21 protein-coding genes are annotated in these 23,386 nt (G+C 68.8%); 9 read left to right on the forward strand and 12 right to left on the reverse strand.

All coding sequences use genetic code 11. The features are described from left to right. The 4 genes from Pka01_RS24680 (at nt 1) to Pka01_RS24695 (ending at nt 3,647) form a co-directional block, all read left to right on the forward strand. Nucleotides 1-1,407 carry an ABC transporter permease gene (locus tag Pka01_RS24680; protein WP_239115268.1) on the forward strand — a complete coding sequence of 469 codons (1,407 nt, stop codon included), beginning with the start codon at nt 1-3 and terminating at the stop codon, nt 1,405-1,407. Next, nucleotides 1,404-2,291: a carbohydrate ABC transporter permease gene (locus Pka01_RS24685; protein ID WP_203885240.1), complete on the forward strand. Its 888-nt coding sequence runs from the start codon at nt 1,404-1,406 to the stop codon at nt 2,289-2,291. The genes Pka01_RS24680 and Pka01_RS24685 overlap by 4 nt, the downstream gene beginning before the upstream one ends. 303 nt (nt 2,292-2,594) lie before the next feature. Then, nucleotides 2,595-3,272, forward strand: coding sequence for a uracil-DNA glycosylase (locus Pka01_RS24690; protein ID WP_203885241.1), 678 nt, complete (start codon nt 2,595-2,597; stop codon nt 3,270-3,272). A 24-nt stretch (nt 3,273-3,296) separates the two neighbouring features. Beyond that, nucleotides 3,297-3,647, forward strand: a complete 351-nt coding sequence (locus Pka01_RS24695) for a hypothetical protein (RefSeq protein WP_203885242.1) — start codon at nt 3,297-3,299, stop codon at nt 3,645-3,647. Between the two features lie 15 nt (nt 3,648-3,662). Here Pka01_RS24695 and Pka01_RS24700 read toward each other — a convergent pair whose 3' ends face one another. The 8 genes from Pka01_RS24700 to Pka01_RS24735 all read right to left on the reverse strand — a co-directional run bounded on the left by Pka01_RS24700 (nt 3,663) and on the right by Pka01_RS24735 (nt 14,431). Next, nucleotides 3,663-4,211, reverse strand: a complete 549-nt coding sequence (locus Pka01_RS24700; protein ID WP_203885243.1) for an MOSC domain-containing protein — start codon at nt 4,209-4,211, stop codon at nt 3,663-3,665. Nucleotides 4,212-4,352: 141 nt separating this feature from the next. After that, nucleotides 4,353-5,234: a hypothetical protein gene (locus Pka01_RS24705; RefSeq protein WP_203885244.1), complete on the reverse strand. Its 882-nt coding sequence runs from the start codon at nt 5,232-5,234 to the stop codon at nt 4,353-4,355. A 311-nt stretch (nt 5,235-5,545) separates the two neighbouring features. Beyond that, the gene (locus Pka01_RS24710) at nt 5,546-6,073 is read right to left on the reverse strand and encodes a GNAT family N-acetyltransferase (protein ID WP_203885245.1); all 528 of its coding nucleotides are present in this window, start codon (nt 6,071-6,073) and stop codon (nt 5,546-5,548) included. Between the two features lie 50 nt (nt 6,074-6,123). Next, on the reverse strand, nt 6,124-7,827 hold the full coding sequence (treZ, locus tag Pka01_RS24715) for a malto-oligosyltrehalose trehalohydrolase (RefSeq protein ID WP_203885246.1): 1,704 nt from the start codon (nt 7,825-7,827) through the stop codon (nt 6,124-6,126). A 62-nt stretch (nt 7,828-7,889) separates the two neighbouring features. Further along, nucleotides 7,890-10,070 (reverse strand): malto-oligosyltrehalose synthase, encoded by a 2,181-nt coding sequence (gene treY, locus Pka01_RS24720; protein WP_239115269.1) that lies wholly within the window; start codon nt 10,068-10,070, stop codon nt 7,890-7,892. 72 nt (nt 10,071-10,142) lie between these two features. Then, nucleotides 10,143-12,287 carry a glycogen debranching protein GlgX gene (gene glgX / locus Pka01_RS24725; RefSeq protein WP_203885248.1) on the reverse strand — a complete coding sequence of 715 codons (2,145 nt, stop codon included), beginning with the start codon at nt 12,285-12,287 and terminating at the stop codon, nt 10,143-10,145. A 130-nt stretch (nt 12,288-12,417) separates the two neighbouring features. After that, nucleotides 12,418-13,731, reverse strand: a complete 1,314-nt coding sequence (locus Pka01_RS24730) for an ATP-binding protein (protein WP_203885249.1) — start codon at nt 13,729-13,731, stop codon at nt 12,418-12,420. A gap of 10 nt (nt 13,732-13,741) precedes the next feature. Further along, nucleotides 13,742-14,431, reverse strand: a complete 690-nt coding sequence (locus Pka01_RS24735; protein WP_203885250.1) for a response regulator transcription factor — start codon at nt 14,429-14,431, stop codon at nt 13,742-13,744. A gap of 147 nt (nt 14,432-14,578) precedes the next feature. Here Pka01_RS24735 and Pka01_RS24740 point away from each other — a divergent pair, with 147 nt between their 5' ends. Continuing rightward, nucleotides 14,579-15,106 carry a hypothetical protein gene (locus tag Pka01_RS24740; protein WP_203885251.1) on the forward strand — a complete coding sequence of 176 codons (528 nt, stop codon included), beginning with the start codon at nt 14,579-14,581 and terminating at the stop codon, nt 15,104-15,106. A 144-nt stretch (nt 15,107-15,250) separates the two neighbouring features. Continuing rightward, nucleotides 15,251-15,694 carry a large conductance mechanosensitive channel protein MscL gene (gene mscL, locus Pka01_RS24745; RefSeq protein ID WP_203885252.1) on the forward strand — a complete coding sequence of 148 codons (444 nt, stop codon included), beginning with the start codon at nt 15,251-15,253 and terminating at the stop codon, nt 15,692-15,694. 58 nt (nt 15,695-15,752) lie between these two features. Here mscL and Pka01_RS24750 read toward each other — a convergent pair whose 3' ends face one another. Then, on the reverse strand, nt 15,753-16,346 hold the full coding sequence (locus tag Pka01_RS24750) for a hypothetical protein (RefSeq protein ID WP_203885253.1): 594 nt from the start codon (nt 16,344-16,346) through the stop codon (nt 15,753-15,755). 755 nt (nt 16,347-17,101) lie between these two features. On the opposite strand from Pka01_RS24750, the gene Pka01_RS24755 reads away from it, so the two are divergent. The 3 genes from Pka01_RS24755 to Pka01_RS24765 all read left to right on the forward strand — a co-directional run bounded on the left by Pka01_RS24755 (nt 17,102) and on the right by Pka01_RS24765 (nt 18,580). Next, complete coding sequence (locus Pka01_RS24755) at nt 17,102-17,974, forward strand: helix-turn-helix domain-containing protein (RefSeq protein WP_203885254.1); 873 nt, start codon at nt 17,102-17,104, stop codon at nt 17,972-17,974. A 15-nt stretch (nt 17,975-17,989) separates the two neighbouring features. Beyond that, the gene (locus Pka01_RS24760) at nt 17,990-18,199 is read left to right on the forward strand and encodes a DUF397 domain-containing protein (RefSeq protein ID WP_203885255.1); all 210 of its coding nucleotides are present in this window, start codon (nt 17,990-17,992) and stop codon (nt 18,197-18,199) included. 171 nt (nt 18,200-18,370) lie between these two features. Beyond that, on the forward strand, nt 18,371-18,580 hold the full coding sequence (locus tag Pka01_RS24765; RefSeq protein ID WP_203885256.1) for a DUF397 domain-containing protein: 210 nt from the start codon (nt 18,371-18,373) through the stop codon (nt 18,578-18,580). A gap of 176 nt (nt 18,581-18,756) precedes the next feature. Here the strand turns inward: Pka01_RS24765 and Pka01_RS24770 are convergent, their stop codons facing one another. Genes Pka01_RS24770 through Pka01_RS24780 form a run of 3 tightly spaced genes read right to left on the reverse strand, consistent with a single transcriptional unit; the run spans nt 18,757 to nt 23,385 of the window. Further along, on the reverse strand, nt 18,757-20,772 hold the full coding sequence (locus tag Pka01_RS24770) for a glycosyl hydrolase family 28-related protein (RefSeq protein ID WP_203885257.1): 2,016 nt from the start codon (nt 20,770-20,772) through the stop codon (nt 18,757-18,759). An 18-nt stretch (nt 20,773-20,790) separates the two neighbouring features. Beyond that, nucleotides 20,791-22,371 (reverse strand): glycoside hydrolase family 13 protein, encoded by a 1,581-nt coding sequence (locus Pka01_RS24775; RefSeq protein WP_203885258.1) that lies wholly within the window; start codon nt 22,369-22,371, stop codon nt 20,791-20,793. A 30-nt stretch (nt 22,372-22,401) separates the two neighbouring features. Next, nucleotides 22,402-23,385 carry a carbohydrate ABC transporter permease gene (locus tag Pka01_RS24780; protein WP_203885259.1) on the reverse strand — a complete coding sequence of 328 codons (984 nt, stop codon included), beginning with the start codon at nt 23,383-23,385 and terminating at the stop codon, nt 22,402-22,404. Nucleotide 23,386 lies beyond the last annotated feature (1 nt).

The following is a 23,386-nucleotide window of genomic DNA, read 5'->3' on the forward strand; positions in this document are numbered from 1 at the left end:
GTGACCGAACGGTTGGACGGCCCGCAGGCCCCCGGCGGCGACATCCCTGCCGCCGGGGCCACCTCCGGCCCGATAGAGACCCGATCCGCGCCGGCTGCGGCCGCGCGCGTGGACAGCAGCACCCCCCGTCGGCTCGGACCCTCCCCCAGGATGGCGGCGCTCTTCCTGCTGCCCGCCGTCCTGCTCCTCGCCGCGTGGGTGGTCTACCCGATCATCTACTCGATCTTCAGGAGCCTGTACGACTCCGCCGGGAACCGCTTCGTCGGCCTGGGGAACTACGGCTCGATCTTCACGGACTCCGCCACGCTGACCACGATCAGGAACAACGTGATCTGGGTCGTGGTGGCGCCGCTGATCGTCACCGTGCTCGGCCTCATGTTCGCGGTGCTGACCGAGCGCATCCGCTGGGCGACGGCGTTCAAGCTCATCCTGTTCATGCCGATGGCCGTCTCCCTCCTCGCGGCCGGAGTGATCTTCCGTCTCGTCTACGAGCAGGACCCCGACAAGGGCGTGGCCAACGCGGTGATCACCGTCGTGCACGACACGTTCTCCTCCAGCGCCGGGTATCCGGGCGCGCGGCCGCGTGAGAACGACCAGGCGCCCGCGGCCGTACAGAACGGCGCCGTGGTGACCAAGCAGCAGGTCCAGGACGGCCAGCCGGTGCTCCTCCCGCTGGTCGGTCTTCCTCCCGACGTCGTCAAGGACGCCGCTCCCGCGAAGGCGGCTCCGGCCGGAGGTCTGAGCGGCACGGTCTGGCTCGACGTCGTCCGGGGCGGCGGCGGCACGCTCAACCAGATCGACCCGCAGGAGAAGGGCCTGGCCGGGATCACGGTCGAGGCGGTCTCCGGCGGTGTGGTCAAGGGCACCACCGAGACGACCGCCGACGGCGGCTTCCACTTCACCGGTCTGCCCGCGGGCTCCTATCTCGTACGGCTCCCGCAGTCGAACTTCCAGGCGCCCTTCAACGGGATCACCTGGCTCGGCCCCGGCCTGATCACGCCCGCGATCATCGGCGCGTACATCTGGGTGTGGGCCGGCTTCGCCATGGTGCTGATCGCGGCCGGGCTGTCGGCGATCCCCCGCGACGCCCTCGAGGCGGCCCGGATCGACGGCGCGACCGAGTGGCAGGTGTTCCGGCGGATCACCGTGCCCCTGCTCTCCCCGGTCCTGCTCGTCGTCTTCGTCACGATGGTCATCAACGTGCTGAAGGTGTTCGACCTGGTGTTCATCATCGCGCCGGGGTCGGTGCAACCACAGGCCAACGTGATCGCGCTCGAGATGTGGCGGGTCTCGTTCGGCGGCGGCGGCAACCAGGGCATGGGCAGCGCCCTCGCCATCTTCCTGCTGGTGCTGGTCCTCCCGTTCATGATCTTCAACATCCGCCGGTTCAGGAGGGACGAGCGATGACAACCCTGACCGAACCGGGGTCCGCCCAGCGGATCGAGCGCGGTCTCCTCGGGCGCGTGGCCGACCGCGTCGGCGGCGGCGTGGTGCAGGTCGTCCTCGTCCTGGTGGCGGTGTTCTGGCTCGTGCCGACGCTGGGCCTGCTCGTGGTGTCGCTGCGCGGCGAGGCCCAGAACAACGCCTCCGGCTGGTGGACCCTGTTCACCAAACCCGCCGAGATCACCTTCCAGAACTACTCGAGCCTGCTGGCGGCCGGCTTCAGCTCGTCGTTCTGGAACACCGTGCTCATCACGGTCCCCGCGACGGTGCTGGTCATCGGCATCGCGGCGATGGCGGCCTACGCCTTCGCCTGGATCGAGTTCCCCGGCAGGGACGCGGTGTTCCTCGTCGTCATCGCCCTGCTGGTGGTGCCGGTCCAGATCGCGCTCATCCCGATCGCCAAGCTGTACGGATTTCTCGGGATATTCGGCTCGATTACAGGAGTCGTGCTGTTCCACGTGGCGTTCGGCCTGCCGTTCGCCATCTTCCTGCTGCGCAACTTCTTCGTGGGCATCCCCCGGGAGCTGCTTGAGGCGGCCAGGATGGACGGCGCGCAGGAGTGGCGGATCTTCGCGACCGTGGTGTTCCCGCTGGCCAAGCCCGCGATCGCGTCGCTCGGCATCTTCCAGTTCCTCTGGGTCTGGAACGACCTGCTCGTCGCCCTGGTCTTCGCCGACACCGAGAACCAGCCGATGACCAAGGCACTGCAATCTCAGATGCGACAGTTCGGGACCAACGTGGACATCCTCGCGCCAGGTGCGTTCCTGTCGCTCATCATCCCGCTCGTCCTGTTCTTCGGCTTCCAGCGGTATTTCGTCCAAGGGCTGCTCGCGGGCTCCGTGAAATAGCCCCTCATCATGACCGCACGGAAAGGGCCCGGATGCGCGCTTCACGGGGGGAAAAGCGCGCATCCGGGCTAGGCCCCATTCTGTACGGCTAGAGCCGCTGATGTCACCGCATTGACAAGTTTGTCCTCGATCTCATGCCAACTCCTGATATTTCGCCGAGTTCCTGCCATGTCGTAGTGGTGATGCGTACAGGGGCCGGCATGACCCCGGACATCGGATGCCCGCTTCACGGGGGTAAGCGGGCATCCGATCTTTTGTCTCCGGCGGCATCGGCACCCGCGAAAGCCGATAGAGTTCGCGACCATGGCAGGGCGTCCGTTGCACGAAGTAGTGGAAGCCGGATGGGCCACGGCCCTCGAACCCGTCGCCGAGCGGATCTCCGCAATGGGCGACTTCCTCCGGCAGGAGATAGCGGAAGGTCGGCAGTACCTTCCAGCGGGGGCGAACGTCCTCCGCGCGTTCCAGCAGCCTCTCGGCGAGGTCCGCGTGCTGATCGTGGGGCAGGATCCCTATCCCACGCCCGGCCACCCGGTCGGCCTGAGCTTCTCGGTGGCGCCCGATGTCCGGCCGATCCCCGCGAGCCTGGTCAACATCTACAAGGAGTACATGGCCGACCTCGGCTATCCCCCGCCGACCAACGGCGACCTCACTCCGTGGACCGAGCAGGGCGTGTTCCTGCTCAACAGAGTCCTGACGGTGATGCCGGGCAAGCCCGCCTCCCATCGGGGCAAGGGCTGGGAGGAGGTCACCGAGCAGGCCATCAAGACGCTCGCCGCCCGCGGCGGCCCGCTCGTGGCGATCCTGTGGGGCCGTGACGCCCGTAATCTCCGGCCGATGCTCGGTCAGGTGCCGTGCATCGAGTCGGCCCACCCGAGTCCCCTGTCCGCGCGCAGCGGCTTCTTCGGCTCCCGGCCGTTCAGCAGGGCGAACGAGTTGCTCGCCGAACAGGGCGCCCCGCCCGTCGAGTGGAAACTGCCCTGACCGGCTGCCGATAGGATCCCGACCATGAGCGATACAACGGACACGGGACGCTACCTGCGTCTCACCGTCGACCTCGTCGTCGAGGTCATGGACGTGGGCGCCCTGCAGGCGGCGGCTCTCGCGGAGATCCGCGACCCCGAGACGGAACTTGAGCAGGACGAGCGTCAAGAGCAGATCGATCTGGTCAACACCGATGACACCGGCGCGGCGGCCCTTCAGTGGCTGATCGAGCCGGATCATGTTCTTGGTCTGGTCGAGCACCTCAGCGACATCGAGCCGCGAGAGGCCATGCTCGGTGTCGAGCCGTCGGACGGCGTCCTCGAGGACGAGGGCGACGAGGACGACCACCACGACCACGACGGTCACCAGCACTGACCCGCCCGCCAGGGCTCACACAGGTTCGAGGCGGTGGAGGGGTCCGGCCGGGAGCTCGACGACGATCGGGTCTCCGGGCCGCACCTCACCGCCATCGACGACGATCCCCATGATCCCGGCCTTCCTGACCAGGCCTCCGTCCTCGTCCCGGTCCAGAACCGCCTTCAACAGCCCGTTCTGGAAGCCGTCGAGCTGCAGGCAGGGATTGCGCAGGCCGGTGATCTCCACCACAGCCGTTTCACCCAGATGAAGCCGCGCGCCCACGGGCAGCCCGAGAAGGTCGAGCCCGCGCGTCGTGACGTTCTCCCCCATGTCCCCCGCCCGTACGGCGAAGCCCGCCGCGCGCAGTTCGTCGTGCAGCTCCTCGTGGATCAGATGCACCTGCCGCAGATTGGGCTGACCGGGGTCGCGGGCCACCCGTGATCGGTGTTTGACCGTGACCCCCATGTGGGCGTCGCCCTCCACCCCGAGGCCGGCCAGCAGCCGGATGACGTCCTGGTCGGGTTTGCTGAAGGTGTGAGTCCCACTGAGGCTCACCGCCGCCACCACCGCACTGCGTGCCATCCGCTCCTCCTCGTTGCGAGACGAGCATCATCTCCCTCACGGCCCCGGGCTCGCGAACGGCTCACATCCACGGGACGTACGGCACGGCGGGAAAGTGCCGCACGCTCGCATCTCCGGCCGTCCGTGGCTTCACCACGGGCGTCATGCGACGCGGAGCGCGGGCGTACGGCTCAGCCATTCGCTCACGGTCCCCTCGAAGCCCTCCGGAGGGCCCACCCTCAGGCACGACCTGTCGGCCGCGTCGCGCGTCAGCCGTACGTGGAACGGCTCGCGCCCGAGTTCCGGAGAGCCGGAGAAGACGGCGAAGTCGGTGCCGTCCAGCCGCAGGTGATCACCGATCGTGCGGCACCGGGAGCCGGGGTCACCGCCGAGCCAGGAGAGATGACCGGCGAGCAGCCGGTGCGCGACGGTGCGGAGCACGTTGACCGTGCACAGGCGGTGGGCGCAGGCCGCGCCGTCCAGCATGACCTCCGGGAGCCCGAACCGCGCGAGGCCACGCGTCGTCACCCGCAGGCACGTGCAGACATCGGTGCCGTCCGGATCCCACGGCGGGCACGAGCGGTCGTCGTCGAGGTCGACGGTCCAGCCGAGCCAGTCGTCACCCAGGCGGAAGTCCTGACGTTCGCCCGGGCAGGCGGCGCAGTGGTAGACGGCGGAACCGGTCAGCCTGTCCACGATCACCCCGCGGTAGGCCTCCGCCACACCGCGCGCCGCGGCGCGGGCGACCTGGGCGGCCTCCGGCTGCGCCTCGACCGGCGCGGTGCTGGAGACCACGACATGATGGCGGGCTCTGGAGACCCGTCTCAGGTCGTCGTCCTTGATGCCCGTTCGCCGCCAGAGTGAGCGGTCGGCCCTAACGGCCTCCAGTTCCAGCCGCGGCGTGCCGAGCACTTCCATCGCTTTGCGCCGGTGCGGCTTCCCCATGCGCCACGGGACGATCGACGACAGCTCCACAGGCGCACGGTCCACGGTCACGACGAACACCGACGTCGTCTCCGCCGGAACGGAATAGGTGATCTGCATGGGTCCTCCTGGGGAATCTCGGAAGCCCCAAGATGGACGACCCGCCGGGTCCGCCTCCCGCCAGAAATCGGTTCTGTGGAAAACACCGGTTGTCCACAGGCGACCACGCCCGTGGGTGGCTCCGCGACAACGCCGGCCACCTCCCGTGCATGATCACGAACAGGATGACGCCAGGTCGAGCGGCATGATCGCGAATGTGCGCATGATCACAACATGGGAAAGCGCAGGTCAGGCGGTGCTTCGCCGAACCTGTGCATGATCACGCCGGGGGTGGGGCAGGTCAGGCGGTGCTTCGCCGAACCTGTGCATGATCACGCCGGGAGGTGGGTGAAGGGGGCGGCGTAGACGAAACGGCCGCGGATCGACGGGTGGTAGGCGGAGAGCGGGCGGACCTGGAAGTGCGGGGCCCACTCGGCGACCGGCGGGACGATCCCGTAGTCCTCCGCGAGCCCGAAGCCGAACCGCGGGTAGTAGGCGGGATGGCCGAGCAGCACCACCATGGGCTCCCCGAGCGCGTCGGCCGCTCCGAGCACGGCGTGCATGAGGGCGTGGCCCACTCCCTGGCGTTGGACGCGCGGGAGCACGCCCAGGGGCCCGAGACCCAGGACGGGCGTTCCGTCGACGTGGGCCCGCGAGCACACCACGTGCCCCACGACGTCGCCCTCCTGCCCGGCGGCGACGAACGACAGAGCGGGCAGCCACGCGTCGCAGGCGCGCAACGCGTCCACCAGGTCCGCCTCGACGACCGGGTCGCCGGGAGCCGTCATCGGGGCGAACGCCGCGGTGTGCACCGCGCGAACGGACTCGGCGTCGGCCGCCGTCTCACGTCTGATCAGCACCGGTTCAGACTGCTCGGGCCGGCCCGGCCCGTCAATCGATTAAACGGGGGTCACGTCTGCACGATGGCCAGCGACTGGGCGGGGAGGTAGACGTCGCCCTCCATCAACCGGATGGCCTCGTCGGACGCGAGCAGGATCCGCTTGGCGCCGGGCGAGAGCCGTACGGGCACGGGGAGGCCGCCGAAGTTGGCCAGGACGCGCAGCGAGCCACGTTCCATGACCAGGAAGTGCCGGTCCTCGTCGTGGCGGATCTTCACCCGGTCGAGCCGGGGATCGGCGAGCTCGGGGTAGGTCTTGCGCAGCGCGACCAGGTCGCGGTACCAGCCGAGCAGCGAGACGGCACCGTCCTCGGAGAGTTCGTCCCAGTCCAGTTTCGAACGCAGGAAGGTCGACTCCTCCTGGGGGTCGGGGGCCTTCCAGTCGTAGCCGAACTTCTCGAACTCGATCCGGCGTCGCTCTCCCTCGTTCGCGGCCAGCGAGGGCTCGAAGTGGTCGGTGAAGAAGTAGAAGGGCGTCCTCGCCCCCCACTCCTCGCCCATGAAGAGCATCGGCGTGAACGGCGAGGCCAGCAGCAGCCCGGAGGCGAGCCAGAGCTGCTCGGGCTCCATCCGGTCCCCCAGGGGCCGGTTGCCGATCTGGTCGTGGTTCTGGACGCAGCACACGAACCGGTAGCCCGGGACTCCCGCCGCCGACCGGCCGTGGCTGCGGCCGCGGAAGCTCGAGTAGGTGCCGTCGTGGAAGTATCCGCGGGTGAGCACCTTGGCCAGCGCCGACAACGGGCCGAAGTCCGCGTAGTAGGCCTGGGTCTCCCCCGTGACGGCGGAGTGCAGCGCATGGTGGACGTCGTCGTTCCAGGTCGCGTTGAGGCCGAAGCCGCCGGACTCGCGGGGCGCCACCAGGCGGGGGTCGTTCAGGTCCGACTCGGCGATCAGCGTCAGCGGCCGGCCCAGGCTGGTCGACAACGCCTCCACCTCGGCGGACAGCTCCTCCAGGAAGTGGGTCGCGCGTGAGTCGTGCAGCGCGTGCACGGCGTCGAGGCGCAACCCGTCGATGTGGTAGTCGCCGAGCCACTGCAGGGCGTTCTCGATGAAGTAGCGCCGTACCTCGTCCGAGCCCGACCCGTCGAGGTTGACCGCGTCGCCCCAGTAGGAGCCCTTGAAGTCGTGGAAGTACGGCCCGAACTTGGCGAGGTAGTTCCCCGAAGGCCCCAAATGGTTGTAGACGACGTCGAGGATCACGCCGAGCCCCGCGCGGTGGCACGCGTCGACCAGCATCTTGAGCCCGTCGGGCCCGCCGTACTCCTCGTTCACGGCGTAGAGGTCGACCCCGTCGTACCCCCAGTTGCGGCGGCCGGGCACGGGCGCGACCGGCATGATCTCGATGAAGTCGACGCCCAGGTCCACGAGATGGCGGAGCCTGTCGATCACACCGCGGAAGGTGCCCTCGGGGGTGAACGTGCCGACGTGCAGTTCGTAGATGACCGACCCCCGCAGGTCGCGGCCGCGCCAGTCCTGGTCGCCCCAGGTGAACCTCGCGTGGTCGCAGACCCGGCTCGGCCCCTCGACGCCGTACGGCTGCCGCCGGGTCCTCGGGTCGGGGTAGGGCCCGCCGCCGTCGACGTGGAAGGCGTAGTCGGTGCCGTGCTCGTCTCCGGAAGCGGTCCACCATCCACCGTCTCCCGGCGACATCTCGTGCCTGGTCCCCCCGAACTCGACCTCGACGCGTGCCGCTTGGGGCGCCCAGACCTCGTACATGCCCCTCCAGGTGTCGGGGCGGCCGCGAGGCCGCCGTCCAGCAAGAGTCTCCCGGCCGGGATTCACCGTTCCAGGATCGCGACCGGGTATCGGGACAGCAGGTGCCCCAGGGGGATCCGGCCGGTGTGCAGACGCCCTGTGAGCAGATCACGCCAGTCGCCCGGCGGCAACATGAGGGTGTCGGACCCCCAGCCGCCCCGCCGTTCGAGCCCGGCGGGCAGCCGGGTCGCCACGGCCACCGCCCGGTCTCCGCGGGCGAAGGCCACCGCGTGCTCCCCCGCCTCGACCGGTTCGTACGGCAGAGCCGGGTCGAGCCGCCTCCTCAGGTTCAGCGCGGTGGTGGTGACCAGCATCTTCTGGCCGTCCCAGCTGTCGTCGGGCCGGCGCAGGAGCGCACGCCGCCTCTCGAAGTCGACCGGCCGCCGGTTGTCCGGGTCGACCAGCGAGAAGTCGGTGATCTCCGTGCCCTGGTAGACGTCCGGGATGCCCGGCATCATCAGCTGAACGAGCTTCTGCCCGAGCGAGTTGATCCTGGCGTACCGGTCCACCACGGCGGTGAAGGCCGCGACGGAGGCGCCGCAGACCTCGACGGCCCGCTCCGCGAACTCCCTGATCCCCGCCTCGTACGCCGGGTCGCGGTTCTGCCACGAGATGGCGGTCTTGGCCTCGCGGGCGGCCTTGAGCAGGTAGCCGGTGAACCGCTCGGTGGTGATGGGCCACGACGCCATGAGCGTCTGCCAGGCGAGGTAGTCGAGCCGTGGGTCGAACGCCACGGACGAGGCCCACGAGTCGACGGCGCGGGACCATTCGCCCGGCATCTCCGACAACACGGCCAGTCTGGCCCGGACGTCCTCCGACCGCTTGGTGTCGTGGGTCGACAGCGTGGTCATCGTCGCGGGGGGCAGGCTCGCGCAGAACGCGTGGAACTCCCCGGAAGAAACGCCGAACCTGTCGGGTTCGCCGCCCACCTCGTTGAGCGCGGCGAGGGGATACCAGCGGTAGAGCGCGGTGTCCTCGACGCCCTTGGCCATGACGGGGCCGCAGGTCTGCTGGAACCTGGTCACCGCCTCCGCCGGGCCGTACAGGACGAGGTTGGCCGTCTTCTCGACGGCGTCGGGGTCGGCGTGCGCGGCCGCGCGCGCCGCCGCCGACTGGACGATCGCGACCGACTCGGCGGGCGGCTGCTCGCCGGGGTCCACGTACGCCCGGTAGACGGGCATCGCGGCCAGCAACTCGACGGCGGCGTCGCGCAGGCCGGGATCGCCGAGCGCCGTCACCAGCCGGTCGACCTCGCCCCGGAAGAACAGATCGATGACGTGCTTCTTCGCCTCGTGGCGGACCGACTCATAGGACGCGGACACACCGGTGTGCCGGGTGAAGGTCCGCACCAGCGTGTCCCGGCCTGCGGGGTCGACGAACAGCCGCGTGACCATGTTGAGCGCGTCATAGCCCGTGGTGCCGTCGCACGGCCAGTCGCCTGGCAGCCGCTCGTCGTCGATGAGGATCTTCTCCACCCACAGCGGGCCCGGCACACGCGGGCGGAGCCGCTCCAGATAGCCGCGCGGATCGGCCAGGCCGTCGGGGTGGTCGACCCGCAGTCCCTCGATGACGCCCTCGTCGACGAGCGACGACATCAGGGCGTGGGTGGCCTCGAAGACCTCGGGGTCCTCCACTCTCAGGCCGATCAGCGAGGAGACGTCGAAGAACCGCCGGTACCCGGGGCTCTCCCGCCAGTTCACGAGCCGGTAGTGCTGGGCCTCCAGCAACTCGGGCAGCGGGAGGTGCTCGGTGCCCGGCCGGATCGGGAACTCGTGCTCGTGGTAGCGCAGCACGGAGCCGTCGGCCACCAGTCCGCCCGGCTCGTCGCCGAGGACGGGGAGGTCGACGGGCCACAGGACGTCGAACCACCGTGCGTACGGAGAGTCCGGGCCGTCCCGCAGGGCCGCCCAGAGCGGGGCGTTGCCGGACTCGGGCTGCGGCACGGTCATGTGGTTGGGCACGATGTCGGCGATCAGCGGCAGGCCCGACGCGGCGAGGTCGCGCAGGGCGCCCATTCCCCCGAACTCGGCGCGGACGCTGCCGTGGTCCACGACGTCGTAACCGTGCTGGGAAGCGGGAACCGCCTGCAGGATGGGCGACAGATAGAGCCGGCCCACTCCCAGCTCCGTGAGATACCCCGTCAGCCGGGCCACCTCCCGGAAACCGAGATCAGGTGTGAGCTGCACACGGTAGGTCGAAGTCACGGCACCGCCCTTCCATGAGTCCCGGGGCATGTCCCATAGTGCCCGCCGCCGGGACGCCCCGCCACAAACGCGTCAGGCCCGTCGCAGGACCCGCACGGACCTTCCCGCCACGGGGACGCCCTCGCCCGCACGGCACATGCGCGACTCCATCGCGCTCGGCATGGCCGTGTCGAGCTCCGTCGCCCAGATCTCCCCGTAGTCCTTGGGGATCGTGAACCTGATGACCTCGTAGTGCGCGTTGAACAGCAGCAGGAACGAGTCGTCGGTGATGGGCCTGCCGCGCCGGTCAGGCTCGGTGATCGCGTCGCCGTTGAGGAACACCGCCAGCGCCTTGGCGTAGCCGTTGTGCCAGTCGGCGTCGGCCATCTCGGTCCCCGACGGGGTGAGCCACGCGATGTCGCTGAGCTCGTCGTGGGATCCCCGCTCGGGCCTGCCGTAGAAGAAGCGGCGGCGGCGGAAGACCGGGTGGCTGTGGCGCAGCCGGGCGAGCCTGCGGGTGAAGTCCAGCAGTTGCCTGCTCTCCCCCTTCCTGACCCCGGCCCCCGGCCTCGTCCCCGGATCGGTCACGGCCGACCAGTCCACCCAGCTGATCTCGTTGTCCTGGCAGTAGGCGTTGTTGTTGCCCTTCTGGGTGCGCCCCAGCTCGTCTCCGTGCGACAACATCGGCACGCCCTGGGACAGGAACAGCGTCGCAAGGAAGTTGCGCTTCTGCCGTTCGCGCAGCTGCGCCACCGGGCCGGTCGCCGGGCCCTCGACCCCGCAGTTCCAGGAGCGGTTGTCGTCGGCGCCGTCGCGGTTGTCCTCCCCGTTGGCCTCGTTGTGCTTGACGTCGTACGACACGAGGTCCTGGAGGGTGAAGCCGTCGTGGCAGGTGACGAAGTTGATCGAGGCGGCGGGCCGGCGGCTGTCGTCCTGGTAGAGGTCGCTCGAGCCGGTCAGCCGCGAGGCGAACTCGGGCAGAGCGGCGGGTTCGCCCCGCCACAGGTCGCGGATCGTGTCGCGGTAACGGCCGTTCCACTCCGTCCAGCGGGCGGGGAAGTTGCCCACCTGGTAGCCGCCCGGACCCACGTCCCACGGTTCTGCGATGAGCTTGACCTGCGACAACACCGGGTCCTGCTGGACCAGGTCGAAGAACGCGCTCAGCCGGTCGACGTCGTGCAACTCCCGGGCCAGTGAGGACGCGAGGTCGAAGCGGAAGCCGTCCACGTGCATGTCGCTGACCCAGTAGCGCAACGAGTCCATGATCAGCTGCAGGGCGTGCGGGCTGCGCATCAGCAGGCTGTTGCCCGTGCCCGTCGTGTCCATGTAGTACCTGTGGTCGTCCTCGACCAGCCGGTAGTAGTTGGCGTTGTCTATCCCCCGCATCGACAGGGTCGGGCCCAGGTGGTTGCCCTCGGCCGTGTGGTTGTAGACGACGTCGAGGATCACCTCGATGCCGGCCTCGTGCAGGGCCTTCACCATGGCCTTGAACTCCAGCACCTGCCCGCCGCGCTCGCCCGAGCTCGAATAGGCGTTGTGCGGCGCGAAGAAGCCGACCGTGTTGTAGCCCCAGTAGTTGGACAGGCCGCGCTTCTGCAGGACGTCGTCGGTCACGAACTGGTGGACCGGCATCAGCTCGATGGCGGTGACACCGAGGCCCGTGAGGTGGTCGATGATCTCGGGGTGGCCCAGGGCGGCGTACGTCCCCCGGATCGACTCGGGGATCTTGGGGTGGTTGATCGTCAGCCCCCGGACGTGGGCCTCGTAGATCACCGTGTCGTGGTACGGCGTGGCCGGCGGCCGGTCGTGACCCCAGCCGAAGAAGGGATTGATCACGATCGAGCGCGGCATGAAGGGCGCGGAGTCGCTGTCGTCACGGCTGTCGGGCTCGCCGAAGCGGTAGCCGTACACGGCCTGGTCCCAGCGGACCGAACCCTCGACCGCCTTGGCGTACGGGTCGAGCAGAAGCTTGGCCGGATTGCAGCGCAGCCCCTCCGACGGCTTGTACGGCCCGTTCACGCGGTAGCCGTACCGCTGACCGGGGCCGACCCCCGGCAGGTAGCAGTGGTAGACGAACCCCTCGACCTCGGTGAGCGGGACCCTCTCCTCACCGCCCTCCTCGTCGAACAGGCACAGGTCGACGCTCTCCGCCACCTCGGTGAACAGCGCGAAGTTCGTTCCCGCGCCGTCGTACGTGGCCCCGAGAGGATAGGGGTCCCCCGGCCAGATCTCCCTCACGCGGCCTCCTCGCCGTTCGTTCACAACACATCGTGCCTGCCCGCAGGAGGCTCTGACAGTCTCTCCGCGTTAACGTCGCGTATGGGGACGGGTGAAAGTACCTCTGTCGGTGGGCGTGTCAGTGGGCCCGTCAGTGGGCCCGGCCGCGGCGCAGCAGGCGCCGGGGACGTGACTCGGCGGGCCTGCTCTCGGTCCGGAGCCACAGGTTCACGCACACGCCGCCGAGGGCCGAGGGCTCGATCCTGACGTTGCCCCCGGTCGACTCGGCGAGGCGGCGGACGATGTCGAGGCCCAGGCCGGTCGAGCCTGCGCCGCTCTGGCCACGCCGCAGGGCGCCCTGCGGGTCGGCGATCCCGGGGCCCGCGTCGGCGACCAGGATGCCGGCGATGCCGCTGCCCTGGTGGAGGGTGACGCGGAACCCCGTCCCCTGCGGCGTGTGCCTGAAGACGTTGCCGAGGAGCGCGTCGACCGCCGCGCCGAGGTCCGCCGCGGCCACCGGCACCCTGCTCGGCACGTCCGCCCCGACCAGTTCCCAGCGGCGCTCCTGGTCCTCGGCCAGGGCCGACCAGAAGGCGAGCCGCTCCCTGAGCACCTCGGCCGCGTCGCACCCGCTCTGGATCGGCCGGGTCGGCCGGCGCGCGGCCTCGATGATCTCGTCGACGGCTCGTTCCAGCCGGTCGACGGCGAGCCTGCTCTGCTCCGCCTCCTGGCCGACGCCCCCGACGTTGAGCCGCAGCGCCGTCAGGGGTGTGCGCAGCCGATGGGACAGGTCGGCCGCCATCTCCCGCTCCGCCGACAGGAGCCCGGCCACCTGGTCGGCCATCGTGTTGAACGCCCTGCCGAGCGCGACCAGTTCGGGCGGCCCGTCCGGCGTGACGCGCACGGACAGGTCACCGGAGCCGAAGGACGCCGCCGCATCGCCCAGCCGGCGCGCCGACCGCACCACCCGGGCTCCGAGCCGGTCGCCGACCGCCACAGAACCCGCGACCAGGGCGACGGCGACGCCGGTCAACGCGGTCCACGACGTCGCCACTCCCCGCGTCACGTCCTGCTCCGGCGCGTAGACCTCGATGACCACCCGGCGTCCGCCTGCGAGGGCGACGGGCTTGAGCAGCGCGTATCCACCGGCCACCGGGACCGTCCTCGCCCGCTCGCCCGCCCTGGCGACCTCGGCCGCGGCGACCCGCGAGAAGCCGACGGTCCTGCCGGGCAGGTGCACGGCGAGCCGCTCCGCCCCCGCCGGCGTGCTGGCCAGCGCCCTCTGCAGCGCCCCCGCGTCGTCGGTGACCGCCAGCACGGGGACGATCGTGGTGGCCTGCCGTTCGGCCTCGGCGATCGCGCGGGTCTCCGCGATCTCCTTGACCGCCATGGCGAGCGGGATGAGGAACGCCAACGCGACCATCGCGGTCACGGCGACGGCGACGAGGGCGATGCTCCGCCTCACCTCGGGCCCCTCACTCGGGACCCGCGGGCGGCGGGCTGAGCCGCACCCCGACCCCGCGGACCGTGTGAAGGTAACGCGGCTGTGAAGCGCTCTCGCCGAGTTTGCGCCGCAACCAGGACAGGTGGACGTCGATCGTCTGGTCGTCGCCGTAGGACTGCCGCCACACCTCGGCGAGCAACTCCTTCCTCGACACCACGCTGCCGGGCCGGGCGCACAGGTAGGCCAGCAGGTCGAACTCCCGGCGGGTGAGATCGAGGGGAACGCCGTCCAGGCCGGCCTCCCGCCGGTCGGAGTCGACGGTCAGGCCTCCCACGCGCAGCACGGCCGTCGCGGATCCCGGCCTGGCCCGCCGCAACACCGCCTCGAGCCGCGCGTTGAGGTGGTCGCCGGAGAAGGGCTTGACCAGGTAGTCGTCGGCCCCGTCCCGGAGCAGCCGCACGATCTCGGCCTCGTCGTCGCGGGCCGTCGCCACGATGACGGGCACGTCGGAGATGGCCCGCAACATCTTGAGCGCCTCGGCGCCGTCGAGATCGGGCAGCCCCAGGTCGAGGATCACCACGTCGGGCGCGAAGTGGGCGATCTCCCGCAGGGCGTCCAGCGCGCGGCCCGCGCTGCGGACCGCGTGGCTGCGACCGGTCAGGTCGCGAATGATCGCGGAACGGACGAACTCATCGTCCTCCACCAGCAGAACGGTCGCCATGGGCCAGAAACGTACACGTACGCGAGGTAATCACGTCCGTGTTCGCCTATCCGATATCTGTTTTGTCCTGTTATTTCGTTTGTAAGACTCGGATGAAGGTGAATATCCCCCACTCGGAATGGCGAGGGCCGCTAGAGTGAGCGCCCGATGAAACGGGCCCTCGGTTACCTGCTCGCCTGGTGCGGGGCGACCGTGCTCGCCGTCGGGATCTCCTGGCTCGGCGTGCGCGACGTCCTGCGCAACACGCTCATGGATGAGCCGCCGCTCGCTCCGGTGGCGGCCGGGGAGGTGGGCGGCACCTCGCGCCCCATGCCCTCCGCCGTGCGCCCTGCCCATTCCGATCGGCCCGCCACGCCGCGCCCCACCCCCTCCGCCGTACGGCGTCCGCCCTCGCCGTCCCCGCGCGTCACCTCTACACCCGGCCCCAACTCGAGCCCGAAGAGCCGGCCGGAGGAGACCCTGCGGACGTTCACGCTCAAGGGCGGCCGTGCGACCATCGCTGTCACCGCCCACGACTGCCGGATGGTGACAGCGACGCCCAACGACGGCTACCGGCTCGGGGTGTGGGAGACCTCGACCTGGATCCGGGTCGCCTTCCTCCAGGAGCCCCACGAGTCGTCGGCGTTCTGCACCTGGAACGGCACGCCGCCCCGGCTCGAGACGTACGAGAACTGACCCCGGCCCTCGGGGGCGCCACGGCTGACCTGCGGTGCCGGCCGCGACGACTGTCCCTCCGGACATGCACCCCCATCGAGCCGTAACCGGGATCTTGCCGTCCAGGTTGCACACTGTTGACCAAACCGGATAGGTCATACCCCCATGACCGGATTCAAGAAATTCCTCGTGCGCGGCAACCTGGTCGAGCTCGCCGTCGCGGTCGTCATCGGCGCCGCGTTCAGCGGCCTGGTCGAGGCCCTGGTCGCGGACATCATCACCCCGCTCATCGGCGCGGTGACGGGCGGGCACCAGCCCAACTTCGCCGACTACACCTTCACCGTCAACGGCGCCAAGTTCCAGTACGGCGACTTCGTCAACCACGCCCTGTCGTTCCTCATCGTGGCCGCCGTCATCTACTGGCTTGTCGTGCTGCCCATGACCCGCCTGCTCGGCCTCCTCACCCGGGACAAAGCCGTCACCGAGAAGCAGTGCCCCGAGTGCCTGAGCGACATCCCCGTCGCCGCGCGTCGCTGCGCGTTCTGCACCGCGGTGCTCGTCGGCCCCGCCGGCTCCCCCGCCCCCGCCCACGGCAGGCACTCCGCCTGATCCGCACATACGGCCGCCGCGCCATCGCGAGCAGGCGAGCCGAGCACCCCCTTGTGCGCTATTTGCGCATGGCCCGCCGCGCCCACACGGTGGGTGCGGACGTCCATTCACGTTCCCCGTGCTCGGCTCGCCTGACCACGTCGACGATCGCGAGCGAGGCCCGGTCAGGGTGCCGCATCACTCGCACGTCACTCGCGAGCCAGCATGAGGCGGCGATGAGGTCGCGGGCCCTCTCCAGATCGCCCGGGCTCGTCCCCGCGCGGCACCAGATCCACAACCGCTCCCCGAACGGCTCGGGCTTCGTGTGCACGATGATCGGCAGCTTGCCCTTACGTGTGACGATCAGCGCCTCAGCGCACGCCCTGCGCACCCGATGCGGTGTCACCACGCACCAGAACCGCGCCTCGACCTCCCGGCGCGCCTGCGGAAGCACGACGGCCACCAGGCAGATCACCGCCGTCCCGGCGATCGTCGGCGCCATGCCGATCGCCCGCCAGAGCACGGCCACCAGCGCGGGGACTCCGATCAGCAGGGCCGCCTCATACCGCCACCTCCAGAGGACTGTGAACGGCCCCGGACGGGCGACGGGGACCACCGCGCTCTCCACGAACCGCGCGACCAGCCGGTTGTGACGCCGGAGTCCGTGCCTCACCGCCGCCCCCCTTGGCGAGGTTGTTCACCCCGCAGGTCGAGCAGGTTGAGACGTCCCTCGCCGGCGCAGGTGCGGCAGGGTCCCTGGCGTCTTTCCCCTCGCCCGCCGCACGCGGTGCAGGGGACCAGAACGTCGAATCTGCGGTCCCGATATACGCGTTTGCACCAGCACCGGTGTGTTTCCCAGTCCTGAGTGAACGCGAAGCAGTCGACCTCAGCGAACAAGGCGTCGCCGAACGCATAGGCGGCAGTGATCACGTGGATCCACAACCGCCTCCATGGTGGATGCCGAACACCTATCTGAGTGGATTTCATTTGTCACCCCTCGACGTGGACCACTCCCCTTGTACTCGTTGGTACCCCTTGATGAGCTTGACGACAACCGCCAATGGCAATTGCCAGAGGAATGTACCTACATCGCCACCCGCAGCCACGGGACCTCAGGCCGGGAATCGCGTGAGTGGCGACTCGTCCAGCCCGCGGCGGTGGGACATGGCCCCGGCGGAGTCACATGTGCAGCACTGTCACAAGCAGCCCCGTGCACATCCCACGTTTAGGTCACGAGTTGGCTAGATACCCGTACCTAGCGCTGCAATTCGGGCACGATCCATACCGGCAAAGTGTTGTTGCAAACACCGATGGCAAATACCGAAGGGGGTTGCCATCGGAGCACTCGTATGATGACCTGACCGCAGCTACGCTCCGTGATCAGATGCGCGCAGGTGGTCACCGACACTTCTGAAGGGAGTGGGTCTCGTGGCAGACACCAACCCGACACTGCGCCGTCGTCAGCTTGCGACCCAGTTGCGCGAAATGCGCCTGGGCGCCGGGATGACGATCGACGAGGTCGCCCAGCAGTTGATGGTCTCCACAGCCAAGATCAGCAGACTGGAGACCGGCCAGCGCGGTGCCAGCCTTCGAGACGTACGTGATCTCTGCAATCTTTACGGCACGACCGACCCGACCGAGGTGGAGACGTTACTGACGGCCGCACGCGAGGCCCGGCAGCCCGGACTGCGCGCGGAGTTCGCCGACCTCGGACAGGACGCTGTTTATCTGTACTTCGCGCTGGAGTCGGAAGTCACATCCATCGTCGATTTCCAGACCAGCCACGTCCCCGGCCTGCTTCAAACAGACGACTACGCGCGCGCACTGATTCGCGGAGTTCTCCCGCATATCACTCACGACGTCCTCGACAATCGGGTCGAAGTTCGCATGAAGCGCCAGCAGCGACTCGTCGGAGAGAATCCGCCGCGCTATTGGGCCGTGATCGACGAAGCGCTTCTCCACCGCAGAGTCGGCGGCGTCGACGTCATGAGAAGGCAACTGGACCATCTCATCGAGATGGCAGAGCTGCCACACGTGACAATACAGATGATCCCCTTTGATGTCGGTCCATACATGGGGCTCAACAGCGCATTCGTGCTTTTACAGAACTCCGACCTGAAGATCGTCTTTCTCGAAGGCCTGACCTCGGTGGACTACATCGAGAAACAGACAGAGCTCCAGATCTACCAGGAAGCCGTAGAGCACCTGCGGGCGGTGGCCCTGGACCCACAAGCTTCGATCACCCGTATCGCCGAATTAAGAGACAAGTACGGGATCGAGGGCTCAGACAAGAAGCGCTAACACCAAGAGGGGACAATGTCGTCATCAACTCTCGGACCGGACTGGACGACCGCCAGTCGATGCGGTTCTAGTAACTGCGTGGAGGTCGCCGCCTTCGCACAGGGAACGATATCGATGCGAGACAACAAGCAGAAGAACAGCCCCGTTCTCGAGTTTTCCCGAGAGGAATGGAGAGCATTCATCGCCGCCGTGAAGACGGGTGATTTCGAACGCGGCCAATCATAGATCATGATTTCAGGGGACGGATGTGACCGCATCCGTCCCCTGAGCCATTTGTCACCAACCGACGCTCCGATCCCAGAAGTGTCAGTATTGCCAACAATGGCGCCTTCGTTACCAATCGGTTAGAATCGTGCTGGTGCGGAGCTCTCAAGCTGACCGATGGGGAGGGCGCGCATGACGGCGCGACCTGTGTTCCAGAACGTGACCTGGCACTCAAGTTGTGGATCTGGGAACTGTGTTGAAGTGGCCCGAGACAACGACTGGATCGGCGTTCGCGACAGCAAATCCGGTACCGATGGCCCCGTGCTCGTCTTCACCGTCGAAGAATGGCAGGCGTTTCTCAACGCGGCAGAGGCAGGACAGTTTCGTCTGGACGCGCTCTGACCTCCCCGACCGCGCCTGTGCGGCGGGAGTCCCCAGCCCCGCGTGGGCGGCTCTTGGCAAATGGATACGGGAGGCGGGCTGTGGCCCGCCTCCCGTAGCTGATAACGGTGTCCGAGGACATGTCTCCGACCTGGAGAAGCGTTCCCGGGAGACCACCGCCGGTCGCGTCTAGGCGGTCATGACCAGGGGGACGGCGCCGGCGGGGCGACGACCGGCGGGCGGTCGTCGCAGGTGATGGTGTTCGGCAGCTCCCACGGGGCGAACCACGGGCCGGTGGTGCCGCCGCCGTCGTTGCCGCCGAGGTCCACCAGGGAGAACTCCGAACCGGTGGGCGGGAAGTTGAACGACCCGCAGTTGTTCACGCCGACCGCGCCGACGTTGCGGGCGTCCACGTTCTCGAAGGTCGCCGACCCCTTCACGCGGGCGCTGACCACCGAGGTGCCCGTGCCGTCGACCCTGATGTCCTTGAAGTGGACGTTCGTGATCGAATACAGGTCCTTCACGCCGAAGTCGCTGACCAGCATGATCGCGTTGTAGGTGTTGTCGAGGAAATGGTCCCCGACGACCTGGACGTCCGCGTCGATGTTCTTCTCGAGCGCGTAGAACCAGATCGCGCCGAGGCCGATGTTCCAGTTCAGCTCGTACGTGCCGGCGCGGACCGTCGTGTTGTCAGTGATCCGCAGGTGCCCGGCGAACGCCTCGGCGCCGAAGCGGGAACCGGCCTGGATGGCGCTGCCCTCCCGGATCGGGTCCGCGATCAGGTTGTTCGACACCGTGGTGTCCGTGCCGCCGTAGATGGCGATGCCGTTCGCGAGGACCGGCGTCTGGACGGTGTTGTGGTCGAAGGTGTTGCGGGCGTTGGAGACCTTCTCCGACCACATGGCGAGCGCGTCGTCACCCGTGTTGCGGACGAAGTTGTTCTTCGCCACGGAATCGGTGACGCCGGTGTGGAAGTTGAGGCCGTCGGCGATCTGGTCGACGATGACGTTGTTCGCGACCTTCACGTTCTTCATCGGGCCGTCGAACCACACGCCCACCTTGGTGTGGTGGATGTAGAGGCCGTCGATGGTCGAGTCGCTCATCGCGCCGCCGACGCCGTTCACCTGGTCGGTGTCGATGCGCTCGCGGACGTCACCCTCGATCGCGAAGCCGGACAGGTGGACGTTCCTGCTGCCGCCGGCGGACGCGTCCTTGCCGTAGAAGCCGACCCCGGTGTGCACCGAGCCGTCGGGGGCCGGCGTGCTGAGCGCGACCTCCCGGCCCTTGATGATCGTGTACCAGTTGCCGGCGCCCTCGATCGTCACGTCGTCGACGACGATGTGCCGGTTCACCTGGTAGGTGCCCGGCGGGATGTAGACCTTCAGGTGGGTGCGCTTCGCGAAGGCGACGGCCTTGTCGAACGCGCCGGCGGAGTCACGCCTGCCGGACGGGTCGGCGCCGAACGCCAGCACGTTCGCCGCGACGAGGTTGACCTTCGGCGCGCCGACGAGCTGCGAGTCGAGCAGGTCGACGACCGTCCACGCGGCCTTGGCGCCCTTGGGGACCGACAGCCGCACCTTGTCGCCCGCGCGGTGCTTCTTGCCGAGGAGCAGGCGCTGCTCGTCGTAGAAGTGGCTCGGGCGGAACGGCTTGGTGATCGTCGGCGTCGGCGTCGTGGCGTTGGGGACGCAGGCGCACTCCGTGATCCACCAGTCGGGGTGCAGCAGGTCGGCGTTCGGGTCGTTCGAGAACGGATACTGGTTGTACAGCCACGCGTACTGAGACGTGAGCGTCATGGTGGTGCGGTTCTTGCCGTTCACCGTGACGTCGAGCGGCGAGGTGATGCCGCCGCCCCCCGGCGCGTCGGGGATGCTGTACCGCACGGTGATCGCGTTGGCCGCGCTCGGCAGGGTGAACTCGACGTACTGACCGGGCGTGAGCCTGACCGCCTTACGGCCGGACGCCTCCGAGGGCAGCGTGTACGCGGTGCGGTCCGGCCCGATGACCGAGCCGTTCGTCGCGGCGTTCTCCGCCTCCTGCTCGGCGAAGTCGACGCTCGCGCCCCGGCCCGCCACGAGCGACGGGGCGAGGGCGGCACGCGTCACGACGGGAGAGGCCGAGGTGGAGGCGGAGGCGGGGGCCGACAGCGCTACGAGGCCGGTGGCCGCGAGGGCCCCCGATAAGAGCGACGCGGATAAGCGGGATCTGAGCATGGGGGGTGTGACCTACCTTCAGGAGGAAAGCCAGGCGGTGGTGTCGGTGGGCAGAAGATCACCGTCAAGGGGTCCGCTCGTCAGCAGGATCGACTCGTGCGGCGGGAGCCGTACCGGCTGGGAGCCGAGGTTGACCACGCAGATCAGGCCGGAGTCGCGAGTGAAGGCCAGGACGCCGTCCCCCAGGGGCAGCCAGGCCATCACCCCGTCTCCGAGCCGCTCGCGGCGGATGCCCAGAGCAGCGCGGTAGAGCGACAACATCGATTCGGGATCGGCGAGCTGGGTTTCGACCGTCATCGTGTTCCAGCCCGCGGGTTGCGGCAGCCAGGGCGCGCCCGTGCTGAAGCCGAACGGCGACTCGCCGCCCGACCACGGCAGCGGAACCCGGCAACCGTCGCGACCCGGGTCGGTGTGCCCCGACCGGGCCCAGATCGGGTCTTCCCGCAGTTCGTCCGGGATGTCCTCGACCTCCCACAGGCCGAGTTCCTCGCCCTGGTAGACGTAGACGCTGCCGGGCAGGGCCATCGCGAGGAGGGCGGCCGCCCGCGCGCGCCGGGTGCCGAGCTCGAAGTCGGACGGCATGCCGTGCTTGCGGTCGCCGTGGTCGAAGGACGTGTCCGCCCGGCCGAACCGGGTCGCGGGCCGGGTGACGTCGTGGTTCGACAACACCCAGGTCGCCGGCGCGCTGATCGGCACGTGAGTGGCCAGCGTCATGTCGATGACGTCACGCAGCGCGTCCGGCTCCCAGGGGCTCGCGAGGAAGGCGAAGTTGAACGCGGTGTGCATCTCGTCGGGACGCAGGTAGAGGGCGAACCGCTCCTGGTCGGGCAGCCACACCTCGCCGATCAGAACCCGGTTCCCGTACTCGTCGGCGATCCGGCGCCACTCGCGGTAGATCTCGTGGACGCCGTCGTGGTCGGTGTAGGACTCCTCGACGCTGTCGAGGTCCTTGACGAGCACGGCCGCCGAGTCGATGCGGATGCCGTCGACGCCGCGGTCGAACCAGAACCGCAGCACGTCGAGGAACTCCTCGCGCACCGCGGGGTTGTTCCAGTTGAAGTCGGGCTGCTCGGGCGCGAACAGGTGCAGGTACCACTCGCCGTCGGGGACCTGGGTCCACGCCGGCCCACCGAAGATCGACTTCCAGCCGTTGGGCGGGCCGTCGCCGTTCCCCGGACGGAACCAGAACCGCTCCCGGGCCTCCGAACCGGGACCGGCCTCCAGCGCCTCCTGGAACCAGACCATCTGGTCGGAGCCGTGGTTGGGGACAACGTCGACGATGGTGCGGATGCCGAGTTCGTGCGCCTCCTCGATGAGCTTCTCCGCCTCGGCCAGGGTTCCGAAGACCGGCTCGATGTTCCGGTAGTCGGCCACGTCGTAGCCGCCGTCGGCCATGGGCGACGGATACCACGGGTTCAGCCAGATGGCGTCCACGCCGAGCTTGGAGAGGTACGGGAGACGTGCCCGCAGCCCTGCCAGGTCACCTGTTCCGTCGCCGTTGCCGTCGGCGAAACTGCGCAGGTAGACCTGATAGATCGAGGCACCCCTCCACCATCCGTCGGGATTGCGAATCGTCCCCGGGGACGTGTTGGCGGGCATGCTGAAGACAGCTCCTTACGGTGAAGGGCCTCAGCCCTTGAGGCTTCCGGCGGTGAGACCGGCCATGATGTGGCGCTGGAAGATGAAGAAGACGACGATGGTCGGAATGCTCGCGATCACCAGTGAGGCGACGAGCACGTTCTGCGGCATCTGCGAGGACAGCGAGGCGATGCCGATGCTGATGGACATCCTGTCGCTGTCCGGCAGGACCAGCAGCGGCCAGACGAAGTCCCGCCAGACGTTCACCACGGTGAGGATGGAGACCACGCCGAGGATCGGGCGCGAGATCGGGATCACCACCGACCACAGGACGCGGCCGGGCGACGCGCCGTCGATCTCGGCGGCCTCCAGCAGTTCTCTGGGGATCGAGTCGAAGAAGCGCTTGAGCAGGAAGACGTTGAAGCCGTTCGCCGCGGCCGGCAACCAGATCGCCCACGGGGTGTTGAGCAGGTCCCAGTGGAAGAACGGCACGTCCTTCACGGTGAGGTAGGCGGGCAGCATGATGACCAGCGGCGGGATCATCAGCGTCGACAACATCAGGGCCAGGACGACCTTGCCGAGCACCGGGCGGAGCTTGGACAGGGCGTAGGCCGCGGAGACGTCGAACGCGATGGTCAGCAGCCAGGCGCCGCCCGCGTAGAGGGCGGTGTTGCCGAGCAGCCGGCCCAGCTCCAGCAGATCCCACGCCTGCAGGTAGCCGTCCAGCGAGAAGTGCTCAGGCAGGAAGGTCGGCGGGATGGAGTTGAGCTCCTCCGTCGACTTCATCGCGCCGGTGATCATCCAGTAGAGCGGGAAGACGAACGCGGCGGTGAAGCTGACGACCACGATCACCAGCACGATCCAGTAGATGATCCGGCCGTGGGTCGTGTTGAGCTGGTGCGGCGAGACGGCGGTGCGGAACTGCGTGTTGATCGGCTTGCGCGGTCGCCGTTGCCGGCGCCCGCCGCGCTCATCCCACCCGGGAGAGGACGGCGCGTCCGCGGAACGGCCGGGAGTCACGGTGGCGTTGGACATG

Source organism: Planotetraspora kaengkrachanensis (assembly GCF_016862895.1).
GTDB classification, from domain to species: Bacteria; Actinomycetota; Actinomycetes; order Streptosporangiales; family Streptosporangiaceae; genus Planotetraspora; species Planotetraspora kaengkrachanensis.

Coding starts and splice junctions, on each gene's coding strand:
- Pka01_RS24685 (WP_203885240.1), top strand. CDS start 1,404: ATGACAACCCTGACCGAACCGGGGTCCGCCCAGCGGATCGAGCGCGGT.
- Pka01_RS24690 (WP_203885241.1), top strand. CDS start 2,595: ATGGCAGGGCGTCCGTTGCACGAAGTAGTGGAAGCCGGATGGGCCACG.
- Pka01_RS24695 (WP_203885242.1), top strand. CDS start 3,297: ATGAGCGATACAACGGACACGGGACGCTACCTGCGTCTCACCGTCGAC.
- Pka01_RS24700 (WP_203885243.1), bottom strand. CDS start 4,211: ATGGCACGCAGTGCGGTGGTGGCGGCGGTGAGCCTCAGTGGGACTCAC.
- Pka01_RS24705 (WP_203885244.1), bottom strand. CDS start 5,234: ATGCAGATCACCTATTCCGTTCCGGCGGAGACGACGTCGGTGTTCGTC.
- treZ (WP_203885246.1), bottom strand. CDS start 7,827: ATGTACGAGGTCTGGGCGCCCCAAGCGGCACGCGTCGAGGTCGAGTTC.
- Pka01_RS24735 (WP_203885250.1), bottom strand. CDS start 14,431: ATGGCGACCGTTCTGCTGGTGGAGGACGATGAGTTCGTCCGTTCCGCG.
- Pka01_RS24740 (WP_203885251.1), top strand. CDS start 14,579: ATGAAACGGGCCCTCGGTTACCTGCTCGCCTGGTGCGGGGCGACCGTG.
- mscL (WP_203885252.1), top strand. CDS start 15,251: ATGACCGGATTCAAGAAATTCCTCGTGCGCGGCAACCTGGTCGAGCTC.
- Pka01_RS24760 (WP_203885255.1), top strand. CDS start 17,990: ATGTCGTCATCAACTCTCGGACCGGACTGGACGACCGCCAGTCGATGC.
- Pka01_RS24765 (WP_203885256.1), top strand. CDS start 18,371: ATGACGGCGCGACCTGTGTTCCAGAACGTGACCTGGCACTCAAGTTGT.
- Pka01_RS24770 (WP_203885257.1), bottom strand. CDS start 20,772: ATGCTCAGATCCCGCTTATCCGCGTCGCTCTTATCGGGGGCCCTCGCG.
- Pka01_RS24775 (WP_203885258.1), bottom strand. CDS start 22,371: ATGCCCGCCAACACGTCCCCGGGGACGATTCGCAATCCCGACGGATGG.
- Pka01_RS24780 (WP_203885259.1), bottom strand. CDS start 23,385: ATGTCCAACGCCACCGTGACTCCCGGCCGTTCCGCGGACGCGCCGTCC.